Source organism: Streptomyces sp. 1222.5 (assembly GCF_900105245.1).
Taxonomy (GTDB): domain Bacteria; phylum Actinomycetota; class Actinomycetes; order Streptomycetales; family Streptomycetaceae; genus Streptomyces; species Streptomyces albidocamelliae.
This window is the reverse complement of record NZ_FNSZ01000001.1, coordinates 3,729,286-3,745,120: the sequence shown is the minus strand read 5'-3', so window position 1 is coordinate 3,745,120 and position 15,835 is coordinate 3,729,286. Positions and strand designations below refer to the sequence as shown.

13 protein-coding genes and 1 riboswitch are annotated in these 15,835 nt (G+C 72.2%); of the genes, 11 read left to right on the top strand and 2 right to left on the bottom strand.

The genetic code is table 11. From position 1 onward, the window contains the following. Positions 1–24: 24 nt before the first annotated feature. Positions 25–780, bottom strand: a complete 756-nt coding sequence (locus BLW57_RS16700; protein WP_093475469.1) for a hypothetical protein — start codon at positions 778–780, stop codon at positions 25–27. A gap of 363 nt (positions 781–1,143) precedes the next feature. Beyond that, positions 1,144–1,830: a hypothetical protein gene (locus BLW57_RS16695; RefSeq protein WP_093475468.1), complete on the bottom strand. Its 687-nt coding sequence runs from the start codon at positions 1,828–1,830 to the stop codon at positions 1,144–1,146. 186 nt (positions 1,831–2,016) lie between these two features. On the opposite strand from BLW57_RS16695, the gene BLW57_RS16690 reads away from it, so the two are divergent. The 11 genes from BLW57_RS16690 (at position 2,017) to BLW57_RS16640 (ending at position 15,810) form a co-directional block, all read left to right on the top strand. Next, positions 2,017–4,416 (top strand): N-6 DNA methylase, encoded by a 2,400-nt coding sequence (locus BLW57_RS16690; protein WP_093475466.1) that lies wholly within the window; start codon positions 2,017–2,019, stop codon positions 4,414–4,416. A 311-nt stretch (positions 4,417–4,727) separates the two neighbouring features. Then, entirely contained in the window at positions 4,728–5,390 is a 663-nt protein-coding gene (locus BLW57_RS16685) for a hypothetical protein (RefSeq protein WP_093475465.1), read from the top strand. Then, positions 5,387–6,922 carry a serine/threonine-protein kinase gene (locus BLW57_RS16680; protein ID WP_093475463.1) on the top strand — a complete coding sequence of 512 codons (1,536 nt, stop codon included), beginning with the start codon at positions 5,387–5,389 and terminating at the stop codon, positions 6,920–6,922. Before BLW57_RS16685 ends, BLW57_RS16680 begins: the two co-directional genes overlap by 4 nt. 142 nt (positions 6,923–7,064) lie before the next feature. After that, positions 7,065–7,892 (top strand): glycoside hydrolase domain-containing protein, encoded by an 828-nt coding sequence (locus tag BLW57_RS16675; RefSeq protein ID WP_093475462.1) that lies wholly within the window; start codon positions 7,065–7,067, stop codon positions 7,890–7,892. 145 nt (positions 7,893–8,037) lie between these two features. After that, on the top strand, positions 8,038–8,688 hold the full coding sequence (locus tag BLW57_RS16670; RefSeq protein ID WP_093475460.1) for a SurA N-terminal domain-containing protein: 651 nt from the start codon (positions 8,038–8,040) through the stop codon (positions 8,686–8,688). Positions 8,689–8,834: 146 nt separating this feature from the next. Then, positions 8,835–9,869 carry a nucleoside triphosphate pyrophosphohydrolase gene (locus BLW57_RS16665; protein ID WP_093475459.1) on the top strand — a complete coding sequence of 345 codons (1,035 nt, stop codon included), beginning with the start codon at positions 8,835–8,837 and terminating at the stop codon, positions 9,867–9,869. A gap of 91 nt (positions 9,870–9,960) precedes the next feature. Then, positions 9,961–11,283 carry a cytochrome P450 family protein gene (locus BLW57_RS16660; protein WP_093475457.1) on the top strand — a complete coding sequence of 441 codons (1,323 nt, stop codon included), beginning with the start codon at positions 9,961–9,963 and terminating at the stop codon, positions 11,281–11,283. Between the two features lie 157 nt (positions 11,284–11,440). Beyond that, positions 11,441–12,493 (top strand): LysM peptidoglycan-binding domain-containing protein, encoded by a 1,053-nt coding sequence (locus BLW57_RS16655; RefSeq protein ID WP_093475456.1) that lies wholly within the window; start codon positions 11,441–11,443, stop codon positions 12,491–12,493. A gap of 198 nt (positions 12,494–12,691) precedes the next feature. After that, positions 12,692–12,864, top strand: a riboswitch (cyclic di-AMP (ydaO/yuaA leader). A gap of 4 nt (positions 12,865–12,868) precedes the next feature. After that, positions 12,869–13,558 (top strand): LysM peptidoglycan-binding domain-containing protein, encoded by a 690-nt coding sequence (locus BLW57_RS16650; RefSeq protein WP_093475454.1) that lies wholly within the window; start codon positions 12,869–12,871, stop codon positions 13,556–13,558. 364 nt (positions 13,559–13,922) lie between these two features. After that, complete coding sequence (gene eno, locus BLW57_RS16645) at positions 13,923–15,230, top strand: phosphopyruvate hydratase (protein ID WP_093475452.1); 1,308 nt, start codon at positions 13,923–13,925, stop codon at positions 15,228–15,230. A 103-nt stretch (positions 15,231–15,333) separates the two neighbouring features. Further along, on the top strand, positions 15,334–15,810 hold the full coding sequence (locus BLW57_RS16640) for an FtsB family cell division protein (RefSeq protein WP_093475451.1): 477 nt from the start codon (positions 15,334–15,336) through the stop codon (positions 15,808–15,810). Positions 15,811–15,835: the final 25 nt, after the last annotated feature.

Genomic DNA, 15,835 nt, shown 5'->3' with positions numbered 1-15,835 from the left:
TGTGACCCTGCGCCGGGCCGGGCGTCAGCCGCCCAGCGCGTCCAGGTCGATGACGTCACCGGCGGGCTTCTGCGCCGGGACCGGCTTGCCGTAGTCGGTGAAGGACAGGTGCTGCGGCCCGTCGGTGCCGGAGGTCTTGTCGATACGCACCAGGTACGGCTTGCCCTCGGTCGCCACGTACGCGGTGTACCGGTCCTTGCCGTCCTTCTCGTGCAGCGTGATCACCGGCGTCCCGTCGGACTCGGTGGTCTTCCCGCGGGCGGTGGTGCCGTTGCCGGTGTCGTCCATCCCGCCGAGCACCGAGTCCAGGTCGCACAGGCTCGCCATGTCCTTGGCGTCCTGCCCCTTCAGGGACATCTTGGACCACTTGCCCGCCAGCATCGCCACCGCGGCGTCCGTGCCGGCCTTGGACTCGCCCTTGCTCTGGGCGCGCAGGAACGCCTCGTCGTACTTCATGTAGACGGTGTCGCCCGTCTTGATCAGATCGGCCTTGCCCTGGCCGCCCATGCTCATCGTGCCGGCGCACTCGCCCTTCTTGTCGAGCGCCAGGTCGATCTTGATGGTGCCCTTGCTCTCGTCGTCGGTGACCTCGCCCTTCATCCGCAGCGAGGAGGCCGCCTTGGTGGCCTTGACGGCCCGATCGGCGATCTGGCCGCCGCTCAGCCCGGCGAACGGGCCCTTCGGCTTGCTGTCCGCCGAGTCCTGCCCCGGCAGACAGCCGGTGAGTCCCGCGGTGGCCGCGGCGGCGAGACAGAGGGCGGCAAGTGCGGTACGGCGCATGGCAATTCCTTGTTGAGAGAAGTGATGAGCGGTTGAGCGGTGCCGCCACCGTGCGTGCGGTGGGCAGCGACCCGGTGGCCGGGAGCGCGAGCCCCACGGCGTGGCGGCGTGAGTGGTGCGGTGAGCGGAGGCCCGGGTGATGGAGCGAGTGGTGGAGCCAGTGGTGGATCGGACGGTGCGGTGTGCCGGGTAGCGGGTGGTGCGGACGGCGGTGCGGCGGGCGGTGCCTCGGTCGGTGGAGCGTGCGCCGCGGCCGGTGCGGTGGGACCGGGCCGGCGGCATGCGCGAGTCGGGGCGGGGCGGTCCGGGGCGCCCGGCGCGGGGGCCGGGCGCCTCACCGTGTCCCGACGGTGGCCTGCGCGCTCAGGCCTTCTTCCAGTCGCCGCAGCCGGCCGACTTGAAGTAGGCGTCCGTCGCGCTGATGGTCACGACGGCGCTGCCGGTCACGTTGTTGTTCGCGATGATCGAGTTCAGCCCGTGCTCGGCGTCCCTCGTGCGCTCCCAGTAGCAGGAGTCGTCGGCATTGCCGGTGGACCGGTAGGTGCCCGGCGCGATGTCCGTGCCGACCCTGAACATGCCCCCGTCGCCGTCCATCGAGGAGGCGGGCTTGCCCTTCGCCTTCGGGTCGACGGCCTCCCAGTCCGCGCAGCCGCTGGACTTGAACAGCTTGTCGGTGGCCTTGATGGTCACGTAACTCGTGCCGCTGACGTTGTCGTTGGCCAGCAGCGAGTCCATCTCGCCCTTGGCGTCCTTGGCGCGCTCCCAGTAGCACATGTCGTCGGTGTTGCCGGTCGTGCGGTACGTGCCCGGCTTCACGTCGGAACCGACCTGGTACTCCCCGTCGCCGTCGAAGGCGGCCTTCTTCTCGGCCGCCTTCGCGCCCCCCGAGAGCTTCTTGCCGTCGGTGTGCTGCCCGGCGGAGGCCGAAGAGCCCGAGCCGCTGCCGCCGGAACCGCCGTCCTTGCCGTCGTTGCCGGCGTTCGCGGACACGGCACCGATGACGACGATCCCCACGACGGCGCCCAGCGCGACCTTGGCCTTCATGCCCATGGCGAATCCCTCCCCAAAGCGGCGGCCGCCCCCTCCGGTGACCGCTCGTTCGCTGGGTCAATAAGAACAGAGCCTGTGAACCGAGTCAACACGGTTCACGCAATTCAGTGTGTACACGGCCGTGAATGCCGGGATCACAAGTACGCCGGTATGCTCGGCGCACACAGGACGAGGGGAGCGGGGCCGGTGCAGGACAACGCGACAGAGGTGACCGCGGCCGGGATCGCGCGGCTCGCCGGAGTGGGCCGTGCCGCCGTCAGCAACTGGCGCCGTCGGCACGCCGACTTCCCCAAGCCGGTCGGCGGCACGGAGACCAGCCCCTCCTTCGCACTGGCCGAGGTCGAGGCATGGCTGCGCAAGCAGGGCAAACTCGCCGAGGTCCCGCTGCGGGAACGCGTCTGGCAGCAGCTCGTTGGTCATCCCGAGGGCCCGTTGACGGCCCTGGTGCACGCCGGCTGCGTACTGCTGCTGATCCATGAGCGGCCCACCGTCTGGCTCGACGCCGTCGCCGGTTCCGACGAACGGCTGGCCGCGATCCTGCCCGGCGCGCTGGACCAGGTGCTGACGCCGCGTTTCGGTGACGCAGCCGGCCGCGCGGTCCACGGCGGCCGTCCCGCGAGCACCTCATCGGCCGTGAATGCCGTCGACGGCCCACAGGCTGTGAACAGCGCGCCGGACGCAAGTGCTGTGAACGCACCGCACTCGGTGCCGACTGTGAACATGCCGTCCCCCGCGCCCGCTGTGAACGCGGCACCCGCGAGCGCGGACGTGAACTCCTCACCGGCAGGCCGAACGGCGAACACGCAGGCGCCCACGCCAAGCGTGAACACCCCCGCTCCCACGCAGCCCGGGAGCGCTCCGGCAGCCGCGCCCGCCGTGAACGCCCGCGCAGCCGCGCCCGCCGTGAACGCCCCCGCAGCGCCGGAGCCTGTGAACGCCTCCACGGTCACACCCGCCGTGAACGCCCTGCGCACCCCCACCGGCCCCCAGCTCCTCCCCTCCGTCCCCCTCCTGCGCGGTGCCGCCGAGCTGGCCGCCGATCTGGGGGCGCGGCAGGCGTTCGAGTTCCTGCTGGGCCGGCACCTGGACGCCAACCCCCGCCAGTACACGCTCACCCCGGCCGACCTCGCCGGGCTCATGGCCGACCTCGCCGGGCCGGCCCGCAGCGTCCTGGACCCGGCCTGCGGCACCGGCGCCCTGCTGCGCGCGGTCGACCCCCGCCCCGGGCAGGAGCTGTACGCGCAGGACGGTGCCCCCGACCTCGCCGCGCTCACCGCACTGCGGCTGGCGCTGCACTCGCGGGCCGACGTACGCGCGGCCGTCGGCGACTCCCTGCGTGCCGACGCCCGGCCGGGCCTGCGCGCCGACGCGGTCCTGTGCCACCCGCCGTTCAACGAGCGCAACTGGGGCCACGACGAACTCGCCTACGACCCCCGCTGGGAGTACGGCTTCCCCGCACGCACCGAGTCCGAGCTGGCCTGGGTGCAGCACGCGCTGGCCCGGCTGACCGACGGCGGCACCGCCGTCCTGCTCATGCCGCCGGCCGCGGCCTCCCGGCGTTCCGGGCGCCGCATCCGCGCCGACCTGCTGCGCCGGGGCACGCTCCGGGCCGTGGTCGCGCTGCCGGTCGGCGCGGCACCGCCGTACAACATCCCGCTGCACGTGTGGGTGCTGCGCCGGCCCGACCGGACGCCGGCGACGCCGGAGGTGCTGCTCGTCGACAGCGGGAAGTTCGCCGCCGAGGGCCGGGGCGGCCCGGACTGGGCGGCGGTGAGGGACGCGGTCCTGGACGCCTGGCGTGCCTTCGCGCGCGCGGGCCGGCTGGACGATCGGCCCGGTCTCGCCCGTTCCGTGCCCGTCATCGAACTCCTCGACGACGACGTGGACCTGGCCCCCGCCCGGCATCTGCCGCCGCCGGCCGTCGCCGACGGCGCGGAACAGCTGAGCGCGGTGCGTGAGCGTCTCGGCGCGACCCTGCGGCTGACCGCCGACCTCACCCCGCCCCCCGCCGACCCGGCACCGGCCGCGCGCTGGCCCCTCACCACCGTCGGCGAACTCGCGCGCGGGGGCGCCCTGGTGATGCGCACCGGCGGGAACGGCGGCCCCGCGCGCGTGCCCGTCCTCACCGACCATGACGTCCTCGCCGGCTCGGCACCCTCGGGCACGCTTCCGGAGACCGAGGAGGAGGCCGTACTGACCGAGCCGGGCGACGTCGTCGTACCGGTGCTCGGCGGCGGTTCGGTGGCGCGTGTGATCGACGCCGCCACGGCGGGCGCGGCCCTCGGGCGCAACCTCGTGCTCCTGCGTCCCGACGGCACGGCGCTCGACCCCTGGTTCCTCGCCGGCTTCCTGCGCGGCACCGCCAACAACCGGCAGGCCAGCAGCTACGCCTCCACAGCCACCCGGCTGGACGTGCGCCGACTGCAACTGCCCCGGCTGCCGCTGGACGAACAGCGGCGCTACGGCGCGCGGTTCCGCGCGCTCGACGAGTTCGAGCGGGCGCTGCGCCATGCGAGCCGGCTCGGGGAACAGCTCGTGCGCGGCATGTACGACGGACTGACGGACGGGACGGTGGCACCGGACTGACACCGGCGGCCCCACCGCGACCCCCACCGGTATCCCCACCGGGGGCTCCAGCCCCCGACCGGCCCTCGCCCGCCCCCGTCCGAGCCCACCCGCCTCCACCGGCCCGGGGGCGGCCGCCGTCCGGAAGGTTCCCCTCCGCCCGCGGCCGCCCGCACGCGCGCGATCCCGTCGTGGTCCCGCGAAGTGATCGGTACGACAACGGTTCGGTGCAACCCGGGACCGCTCTCACGTGTCGGCCTATACGCTCGAACTCCGACATCAACCGTCGCTCGCTCGTCCGTCCCATCGGCATCACCGGTCCAGGAGCAGTCATGTACGGCCACGGCGCGCCGCCGCCCACCCGCAGCGCGAGTACCGTCATCACCCTGCGCGTGCTCTTCGCCGCCGCCGGTTTCCTCTCGTGCGGCCTGCTCGCGTGCGTGCCGCTGTTCCGGGTGGCGTTCCTGCGCGGCCGGTGGTTCAACTGGACGGCGGCCTGGGCGAGCCTGCCGCTGGCCATCGTGTGCTTCGCAATAGTCGGCTCGGTGAAGGAGTCCGACCACCGGGGCGACGCCGCCCTCGCCGTGGTCCTGCTGCTCGGCGCCGTCTCCAGCGCCTACTTCCTGATCATGGACATACGGCTGGGCAACCAGGGCGGGCCGTACGCCGGTTACGCGCCCCCCGGAGCGGCGACCGTGCCGGGCACCTCGTACGGCTACCCGCAGGCGCCGTCCCCGTACGCGGTCACCCAGCCCGCGCCGCAGCCCTTCGTGCCCCAGCCGCCGGCACACCACACCCCCACGCAGCACACCCCCACGCACCAGACGCCTCTCCACCAGACGCCGGTGCCGCAGAACCCCGTACCGCCGCACCAGACTCCGCCGCAGCCGCCGCAGCGCCCCGCGCCCGCCCGCATCGACCAGGTCCGCGCCGAACTCGACGAGCTCAGCGACTACCTGCGCCGGCAGGACGGCAGCCACGAGGACGGCAGGTGACCGTGGCGGCGGGACGTGTCGTCGCCGGCCGGTACGAACTCTCCACTCTCATCGGCCAGGGCGGCATGGGCCAGGTCTGGACGGCCTACGACAAACGGCTCGACCGGCGTGTGGCGGTGAAGCTGCTGCGCCCCGACAAGGTGGCCGGGCAGGAGGCCGACGAACTGCGCCGACGGTTCGCGCGCGAGTGCCGGGTGACCGCGCAGGTCGACCACCCCGGCCTGGTCACGGTGCACGACGCGGGCAGTGAGGGCGAGGAGTTGTTCCTCGTCATGCAGTACGTGGACGGCGCCGACCTGTCCGACCATCTGGCCGAGCACGACCCGTACCCGTGGCAGTGGGCGGTCGCGGTGGCCGCGCAGCTGTGCGCGGTGCTGAGCGCCGTGCACGCCGTGCCGATCGTCCACCGCGACCTCAAGCCGCGCAACGTGATGGTGAAGCAGGACGGCACGGTCACCGTCCTCGACCTGGGTGTGGCCTCGGTCATGGACACCGACACCACCCGCCTCACCCACACCGGCTCGCCGATCGGCTCGCCCGCCTACATGGCGCCCGAGCAGGCGATGGGCGGCGCGGTCGGCCCGTACACCGACCTGTACGCGCTCGGCGTGCTGCTGCACGAACTGCTCAGCGGGGACGTGCCGTTCGCGGGCTCGACGGCGCTCGGCGTGCTGCACCGGCACCTGTACGAGCCCCCGCTGCCGGTGCGCCGGATCCGTCCCGAGGTCCCCGAGGCGCTGGAGACCCTGGTGCTGCGGCTGCTCGCGAAGGATCCGCAGCACCGGCCGGCGTCCGCGCAGGAGGTCTACGAGGACCTGGCGCTGCTCCTGCCCGCCCGCGGGATACCCACCGGGGCGCCACTGGACCCGACGCGCCCCTTCCTGCGCCCGCACGCCCCTTGGCCGGACCGGGCGCGGACCCCCGCGCCGCAGCCCGCCCCCGTCGTGCCGGCACCGCCGGTGGCCGAGAAGCCCGATGTGGCCGCGGCCGTGGACGAGGTCAAGCGTCTGCTGGGGGAGGGGCGCATCACCCAGGCCGTCGACATCCTCGGCACGATCCTGCCCGCCGCCGCCGAACAGCACGGTGAGCACTCCCCGGTCGTGCGCACGCTGCGCAAGCAGTACGCGGCCACGCTCATGGACGACGGCCAGTACCGGCGCGCCCTGCCCGAACTGCGCAGGCTGGCCGACGAACGCGCCGCCGAGGCCGGCCAGGCCGACCCCCAGTCCCTGCGCTTCCGCTACGAGGCCGCGCAGTGCCTGGAACAGCTGGGGGAACCGGCCGCGGCGCTCGCCGAGTACCGCGCGCTGCTGCCGTACTACGAGAACCAGTACGTCTCCGGCGACCCGCAGCTCGCGCACGAGGTGCGCCGGCGCATCGGCCATCTTCTGCTCGCCCTGGGCGACCGGCCGGCCGCGCACGACACGCTCGCGCGGCTGCTGATGGACGTGGAGCGGCTGCACGGACCCGGCCACCCGATGGCCGTGGAGATCCGGCGCACCCTGCAATGGCTGGGACAGGTGCGCGGCTAGATTTTGCTGTTCCCTGGGTGATTCTTGTGCCCTACAAGGGCTTGGGTTTTCCGAAGTCCGGTGCCGCGCTCGATACTTTGCGCTCCGTTTCGTACAAGCGCACGCGCGCGTGAGGCGCCGTGCAAGGACAGGGGTGGGACGCATGGCCGGCCATCGGCAGTCGAAGAAGCGCAGGTACCTCACGTGGGCGGTGGCCGGTGCGGCCGTCGTCGCCGGGGCGGGCATCGCGGCGCAGACCTCCATGGCCGCCACGGCCTGGCCCGCGCAGAAGACCTTCACGGGCCGCGCGTTCGACACCTGCACCGCGCCCTCGGTGTCGGCGATGAAGGCGTGGCACACCGGCTTCTACGGCGCCGCCGCCGTCTACGTGGGCGGCAGGAACCGCGGCTGCAACCAGCCCAACCTCACCGCTTCCTGGGTGACGTCGGTCAGCGGACAGGGCTGGAAGCTCATCCCCCTCTACGTCGGCGCCCAGCCGCCGTGCCAGTCCGGCGCCAACCCGGAGAAGCTGACCGCCTCCACCGCGGCCTCCCTGGGCGCGAAGGACGCCGCCGACGCCGTGGCCAAGGCCTCCGCGCTCGGCATGAAGGCGGGCAGCGCGATCTACCTCGACATGGAGGCGTACGACATCGCGAACACGTCGTGCAACGACGCCGTGCTGACGTACGTGCGCGCCTTCGGCAAGGGCCTGCGCGCCAAGACGTACCGGTTCGGCTACTACGGCTTCAGCAGTTCCAGCGCCAAGGCGATCGCCACCGCCAAGGACAGGACGGACCTGCCGGGCAACCTCTGGTACGCGCTGTGGGACAAGAAGAACACGACGACCACCGACTGGCCGTGGGGCGCCGCCCAGTTCACCGGTCACAGCCGCGGTCACCAGTACATGGTCAACAGCAAGGAGTCGCACGGCGGGGTCACGCTCACCGTCGACCGTGACGCCTGGGACGCCCCGGTGGCTGTCACCGGCTGACCGGGACGTCTTCCGCGGGGCGCGGCGGTGCCCGAAGCGCACGCGAATCGTTGGTCGAATGGGTTGGCCACAGCCCGCCCACTGCCTACCATCGATCACCGCAAGACCTTGTGCACCGTCGCACAATCTCCTCAGGAGGTCTCCCTTGCACCGCCGCCGTCGCACCGCGCTCGTCCTCACCGCCGCGATCGCCGCCGCGGCCCCCCTGCTCACCGCGTGCGGCAACGACGCGCACCCGGGCGCGGCGGCCGTCGTCGGAGGGCAGCGGATCACCGTCTCCCAGCTGGAGAACCGGGTCAACGAGGTCCGCAGCGCGCAGCGCGCCGCGGTTCCGGACGACGCCCAGTACGAGCAGGTGGTCGCCTCCACGAGCAGCCTCACCCGGGACACCCTGCACAACATGGTGCTCGACCGGGTGCTGCACCGCGCCGCGCGGGACGAGGGCGTCTCGGTCACCCGCAAGGAGATCCAGCGGATGCGCGCCGGCCTGGAGCAGCAGGCGGGCGGCGCCAAGGGGCTGGAGTCGGCGTGGCTGCAGAAGTACGGCATCGCCCCCGCGCGCCTCGACGACAACCTGCGTCTCCAGCTGGAGGCGCAGAAGCTCGCGTCCCGGCTCGGCACCGACACCACCCAGCCGGCCTTCTGGAAGGCCCTGTCCAAGGCGTCCGCGGAACTGCACGTGGACCTCAACCCGCGCTACGGCTCCTGGGACGTGCAGAAGAGCAGCCGCGTGGACGCCAAGACGCCGTGGGTGCGGGAGGTCTCCACGGCGGGTGGACAGCCGCTGACCGCCTGACGCGCCCGTCGCCCCGCCGGAACGGCACGGTGGCGCGGTACGACGGCACGGTACGACGACGGGCTGTCGGTCGTACGATCACATGATCCCCTCGGCCCTGTGGACAACGGAATCCGTCCCGGGCCGCGGTGGGTTACGTTCGGATCGTGAACGCATCCCGCCCCGAACCCTCCGCCCCCGGCCCCACGGGCCACGAGCCCGCCCGCGGCCGCATCGTCCTGCTCACCACGAGCCACCGCGTCGCCCCCGGACTGCTGTCCTGGCCCGCCTGGCAGGCCCTGCGCACCGCCGACCTCGTGCTGTGCGCGGACGGCGCGCACCCGCAGCTGCCGTATCTGCGGGAGGCCGGGACGGCGGTGCAGGAGGCGTCACCCACCGCCGAGGAGCTGGTCGACGCCTGCGCCGGCGGGCGGACGGTGGTCGTCGTGGCCACCGGCGAGGGCGAGCCCGCGCTCACCGACGGTCTGGCCCGGCTGGCCGGTTCCGGGCGCGTCTCCATGCCGGAGCTGGAGCTGCTCCCCGCCTCCTACGACCTGCCCGGCGCCCGCCTCCTGGACCTGGTGCAGGTCATGGACCGCATCCGTGTCGAGTGCCCCTGGTCCTCCCGGCAGACCCACCTGGGCCTGGCCAAGTACGGCATCGAGGAGGCGTACGAACTGGTCGAGGCGATCGAGGCCGGCGACCGCGAGGAGCTGCGCGAGGAACTGGGCGACGTGCTGCTCCAGGTGGTCTTCCACTCCCGCATAGCCGAGGAGGACCCGGAGGCGCCCTTCTCCGTCGACGACGTGGCCGCCGGCATCGTCGCCAAGCTCATCCACCGTCACCCGCATGTCTTCGGCGAGGAGAGGGCCGAGACGCCGGAGGACGTCAAGGAGCACTGGCTGCGGACCAAGGCCGAGGAGAAACAGCGCACCTCGGTCACCGAGGGCGTCCCCCTCGGCCAGCCCGGCCTCGCCCTCGCCGCCAAGCTCGCCTCCCGCGCACGCACGGCGGACCTGGACGTCCCGCTGCCGCAGGGGGAGGGCGTCGGCTACGAGCTGCTCGCGCTGGCGGTCCGCGCCGAGGCGTCCGGCGTCGACCCGGAAGCGGCGCTGCGCGCGGCGGCACGGGTCTACCGGGACGCGATACGCGCGGCGGAGGGCACGGGCCGGGCGGACGGCCCGGCGCCGCAGGAGGGGTAGCGGGCCCGGGCGGCCCGAGGGTACGGAACCCGGCGGCGCGGGGCACGACACCGCGGGCGGGACGGCGGGCCCGTCCGGATACCGTCGAGGGGTGACCGACCAGCCCCGCCCCTCGACCGCCCCCGGTTCCGCGCCCGAGCTCTTCACCTGGGAGTTCGCCACCGACCCGTACCCCGCCTACGCCTGGCTGCGCGAGCACGCGCCGGTGCACCGCACCCGGTTGCCCAGCGGTGTCGAGGCCTGGCTGGTCACCCGTTACGCCGACGCCAAGCAGGCCCTGGCCGACCAGCGGCTGAGCAAGAACCCGGCGCATCACGACGAGCCCGCGCACGCCAAGGGGAAGACCGGCATCCCCGGTGAGCGCAAGGCCGAGCTGATGACGCACCTGCTGAACATCGACCCGCCCGACCACACCCGGCTGCGCCGGCTCGTGAGCAAGGCGTTCACCCCGCGCCGGGTCGCCGAGTTCGCGCACCGCGTGCAGGAGCTCACCGACCACCTCATCGACCGGTTCGCCGAGCGTGGCTCCGCCGACCTCATCCACGAGTTCGCCTTCCCGCTGCCCATCTACGCCATCTGCGACCTCCTCGGCGTCCCGCGCGAGGACCAGGACGACTTCCGGGACTGGGCCGGGATGATGATCCGGCACGGCGGTGGACCGCGGGGCGGGGTCGCGCGGTCGGTGAAGAAGATGCGCGGCTACCTGGCCGAGCTGATCCACAAGAAGCGTGCGGCCCTGCCCGCCGAGCCGGGGCCCGGCGAGGACCTCATCTCGGGTCTCATCCGCGCCTCCGACCACGGTGAGCACCTCACCGAGAACGAGGCCGCCGCCATGGCCTTCATCCTCCTGTTCGCCGGCTTCGAGACCACCGTCAACCTCATCGGCAACGGCACCTACGCCCTGCTCACCCATCCCGCACAGCGCCGGCGGCTGCAGGAGTCCCTGGCGAGGGGGGAGCGGGACCTCCTGGAGACCGGGGTGGAGGAACTGCTGCGCTTCGACGGGCCGGTGGAGCTGGCCACCTGGCGGTTCGCCACCGAGCCGCTCACCGTCGGCGGGCGGGACATCGCGCCGGGCGACCCGGTGCTGGTCGTGCTGGCGGCGGCCGACCGGGACCCCGCGCGTTTCGCCGACCCGGACGTGCTGGACCTCGCCCGCCGCGACAACCAGCACCTCGGCTACGGCCACGGCATCCACTACTGCCTCGGCGCGCCGCTCGCCCGCCTGGAGGGCCAGACCGCGCTCGCCACCCTCCTCACCCGCCTGCCCGACCTGCGGCTCGCCGCCGACCCGGCCGAACTGCGCTGGCGCGGCGGACTCATCATGCGCGGCCTGCGCACCCTGCCCGTGGAGTTCACTCCGGCCGCCCCGGCCACCGGGGGAACCGGCGAGGAGCCGGCCCAGAGTTCGTAGAACCGTCAACACCACAGGCGTTCAACTCTGTGATCTTCACGTGATCTGCGCGGCATGAACTTGTGACAAGTGATCGTCTGCCGATACGTTCCTCCCTCAGCGTGGCGACGAGCACCATCCGCCGCGTCGGTCCTGCTGTCGCACGAAAGGCTTCCGCATGCTCTCCGGGAACGGCCGCCATCGTCGCCCCCGTCAGGCTCCAGCTCTCCTCGTCGCGGCCGGAGTGACCGGCTCCGCCATCGCCATCCCGCTGCTCGGCGCGGCGAGCGCCAACGCGGCCGACGGCACCACGTGGGACAAGGTGGCCGAGTGCGAGAGCGGCGGCTCGTGGAGCGCCGACACCGGCAACGGCTACTACGGCGGACTCCAGATATCGCAGGAGGACTGGGACAAGTACGGCGGCGGGCAGTACGCCTACAGCGCCGACGAGGCCAGCCGCTCGCAGCAGATCTCCGTCGCCGAGAAGATCCTCGCCGACCGGGGCACCACCCCCTGGGCCACCTGCGCCCTGCTCTCCGGGCTGACCCAGAACTCCGGCTCCCTGGACGTCGACACGGGCGTCGACGAGTCCGGGAACGCACAGGGTTCGGACGACTCGTCTGGATCGGGTGACACCTCCCCGTCGTCCGGTCTGCCGGATTCGTCGTCGTCCGGCGATTCCTCCGCCTCCGACTCCACCGGCTCCTCCGGCTCCAAGGCCGACTCGGACTCCTCCGGTGACGCGCACGGGAAGCCCACCTCCCACCCGGACAAGGGCGGCAAGGGGCACGGCACCGAGGACGATTCGACCGGTACCAACACTCCCAAGTCGGACAAGTCCGCCTCCCCCGAGGCCGGTGACGCCGGAAGCCCGCAGGGGGACGGCGGCTCGCCCACGGCCGTTCCGGATGCCGGCAACTCGGACAATTCCCAGCAGAACGCCGGATCCTGGAGCCTGGTCGACACCGGCGCGCTCAGCAGTGGCGGACGTCACCGCGGCGAGAGCGCGGACGAAAACGTGACAAACGGTCAGGACTCCACCTCGACCGGCCGTCACGCCTCCCGTGAGGCGGACGACTACACCGTCCGTCAGGGCGACTCGCTCGCCTCCATCGCCGAGTCCCTTGCGGTCGAGGGCGGGTGGCGCGCCCTCTACGCCGGCAACAAGAAGGAGATCGGGTCCGACCCGAACCGCATCACTGCCGGTCAGACCCTGGAAATCGGTACCTAAACGGACGCCGGATAGCGGGAGTTGACGCCCCACTTGCGGCGCTAATGTCCGGTTTGGTGAAAGTGTGGGATGAGTCTCAGAAGCCCTGATCGTCTTTGAAATTCCGCGGATCGCGTGTCTACGGTCAAGGCCGCTCGTCACCACGAGCCCCGGCAGTCGCAACGCCGAATCCTGCCAGCGGTTGCCCGGGAACAGTCGTCGCGTCATGCGCCGTAGGCAGGAGCGGGGGACCCAAGGTAAGTGCCGTTGCCGGCAGTTGAGCCGGCACCGGCTTGGGGTGAAGCCGCACTCCGCGCAAGCGGGAGTGCGGCCGGGCAACTCAACCGGCCCGAACCCGACAGCTCACCTCGCAGGCGTCGGTGAGGGGATCGATCCATGCTGTTTTCCAGCAAGGGCAAGCACCGTCGTCCGTCCAAGGCCGTCCGCGCCGTCGCGCTCGCCGGTGTCACCGGTGCCGCCGTCGCCGCTCCGCTGATGGCGGCCGGCAACGCCTCCGCCGCCACCGCCTCCCAGTGGGACGCGGTCGCCCAGTGCGAGTCCGGCGGCAACTGGTCCATCAACACCGGAAACGGCTACTACGGCGGTCTGCAGTTCTCCGCCTCCACCTGGGCCGCGTACGGCGGCACCGCCTACGCCCCGCAGGCCAACCAGGCCGGCAAGGCGCAGCAGATAGCCGTCGCCGAGAAGGTTCTCGCCGCCCAGGGCAAGGGCGCCTGGCCGGTCTGCGGCACGGGCCTGTCGAGCACCCCCTACAACGGCTCGACCGGCTCCACCTCGACGGGCGGCTCCTCGTCGAAGACGACGACCACCACCCGCTCCACCGACACGCAGGCCGCCTCCCGGTCCGCCGAGCGTCCGGCCGCGAGCAAGACCGTCACCACCCCGACCGGCAAGAAGGTCAAGAAGGGCGACGGCGAGTACAAGGTGGTCAAGGGCGACACCCTCAGCACCATCGCCACGAAGCACCACGTCCAGGGCGGCTGGAAGAAGCTCTTCGAGCTGAACAAGGACATCGTCCAGGACGCCGACATGATCTTCCCCGGTCAGCAGCTGCACCTGAAGTGACACCCGGCTCCCGGCCGGACCACAGCGCCCTCACATCCCCGGTGCGCACCCTGGAGGTGCCCACCCCGAAGACCCCGTGAGGGTCACCCCCGTCCCCACGGGCTCCCCGCCCCGGCGCGTCTTTCCCCCGTACGCGCCGGGGCGGGGTTTTTCGTCTCCCGGTCCGCTTCCGGCCCTTTCCCTGTTCTTCATCGCGCCCCCCTTTGTTCCGACGGTGAACAATGGGTACCGTCTGCGTGTCCCGCCCTGTCCACGGGACGGTCGGTCGGTGGCCGACGGCCCGTGGGCGGATAGGCTCTAGGCGCAAGGCCCGGAGCCGTGAGGCACCCAGCCCCGCACTTCCAGCGTCACATCCAAGAAGGAGATGCTCGTGCCGTCCATCGACGTCGTCGTAGCCCGGGAAATCCTGGACTCCCGAGGCAACCCCACGGTCGAGGTCGAGGTCGGCCTCGACGACGGCAGCACGGGTCGTGCCGCCGTCCCGTCCGGCGCCTCCACGGGTGCCTTCGAGGCCATCGAGCTGCGCGACGGTGACCCGAACCGCTACCAGGGCAAGGGTGTCGAGAAGGCCGTCCTCGCCGTCATCGAGCAGATCGGCCCGGAGCTCGTCGGCTACGACGCCACCGAGCAGCGCCTGATCGACCAGGCCATGTTCGACCTGGACGCCACCGACAACAAGGGCTCGCTCGGCGCCAACGCCATCCTCGGCGTCTCCCTGGCCGTCGCGCACGCCGCCTCCGAGGCCTCGGACCTCCCCCTCTTCCGCTACTTGGGCGGCCCGAACGCGCACCTGCTGCCGGTGCCGATGATGAACATCCTGAACGGCGGCTCGCACGCCGACTCCAACGTGGACATCCAGGAGTTCATGATCGCCCCGATCGGCGCGGAGTCCTTCTCCGAGGCGCTGCGCTGGGGCGCCGAGGTCTACCACACCCTCAAGAAGGTGCTGAAGACCAAGGGCCTGTCCACCGGCCTCGGCGACGAGGGCGGCTTCGCCCCGAACCTGGAGTCCAACCGCGCCGCCCTCGACCTCATCGTCGAGGCCATCAAGCAGGCCGGTTACATCCCCGGTGAGCAGATCGCGCTCGCGCTCGACGTCGCCGCGTCCGAGTTCTACAAGGACGGCAAGTACGAGTTCGAGGGCAAGTCCCGCTCGGCCGCCGAGATGACCGAGTACTACGAGGAGCTCGTCTCCGCGTACCCGCTCGTCTCCATCGAGGACCCGCTGTACGAGGACGACTGGGCCGGCTGGAAGGTCATCACCGACAAGCTGGGCGACAAGGTCCAGATCGTCGGCGACGACCTCTTCGTCACCAACCCGGAGCGCCTCGCCCGCGGCATCGAGGAGGGCTCCGCCAACGCCCTGCTCGTCAAGGTCAACCAGATCGGTTCGCTGACCGAGACCCTGGACGCCGTCGAGCTGGCCCAGCGCAACGGCTTCAAGTGCATGATGTCCCACCGCTCCGGCGAGACCGAGGACGTCACCATCGCCGACCTCGCGGTCGCCGTGAACTGCGGCCAGATCAAGACCGGCGCCCCGGCCCGCTCGGACCGTGTCGCCAAGTACAACCAGCTGCTGCGCATCGAGGAGATCCTCGACGACGCCGCGGTGTACGCCGGCCGCAGCGCCTTCCCGCGCTTCCGCGGCCACCACGAGGTCTCCAAGGGCTGACCTCCACCGGGCTAAGTCTTAGCCAGTCGTACGTACGTCCCCGTCCCCGGTCCCGTACCGTGTCCGGGGACGTACGCACGTGAAAGGGGAGGCGGAGGACCAGATGGCCGTGAAGGACCGGGACCGTTTCTCCACCGCGACCAGGCTGCGGCTGCTCGGCGAGCAGACGGCGGCCCGCGTCTACCGCTCCCAGACCAAGCGCCAGGCGCGCCGCTCGCGGCTCACCGGCCGCGCGGCCCTGCTCGCGCTGGTGCTGTGCTCGCTGATCGTCGCCCTCGCCTACCCGATGCGGCAGTACGTCTCCCAGCGCGCGGAGATCGCCGACCTGCAGCACCGCCAGGAACAGGCCCGCCGGCGCGTCGAGCAGCTGCGGGACCTCAAGGCGCGCTGGCAGGACGACGCCTACGCCGAGCAGCAGATCCGGCACCGGCTGCACTACGTGAAGCCCGGCGAGACCGGGTACGTGGTGGTGGACCCGGGATCCGCCAGGCAGTCCCGCACCGATCTCCGGGCCGCGCACCGGCCCTGGTACGCGAACGTCTGGGACGGCGTCGACAAGTCCGACGCCTCCGACCAGTAGCCGGCCCCGGCCGGTCACCGACAGA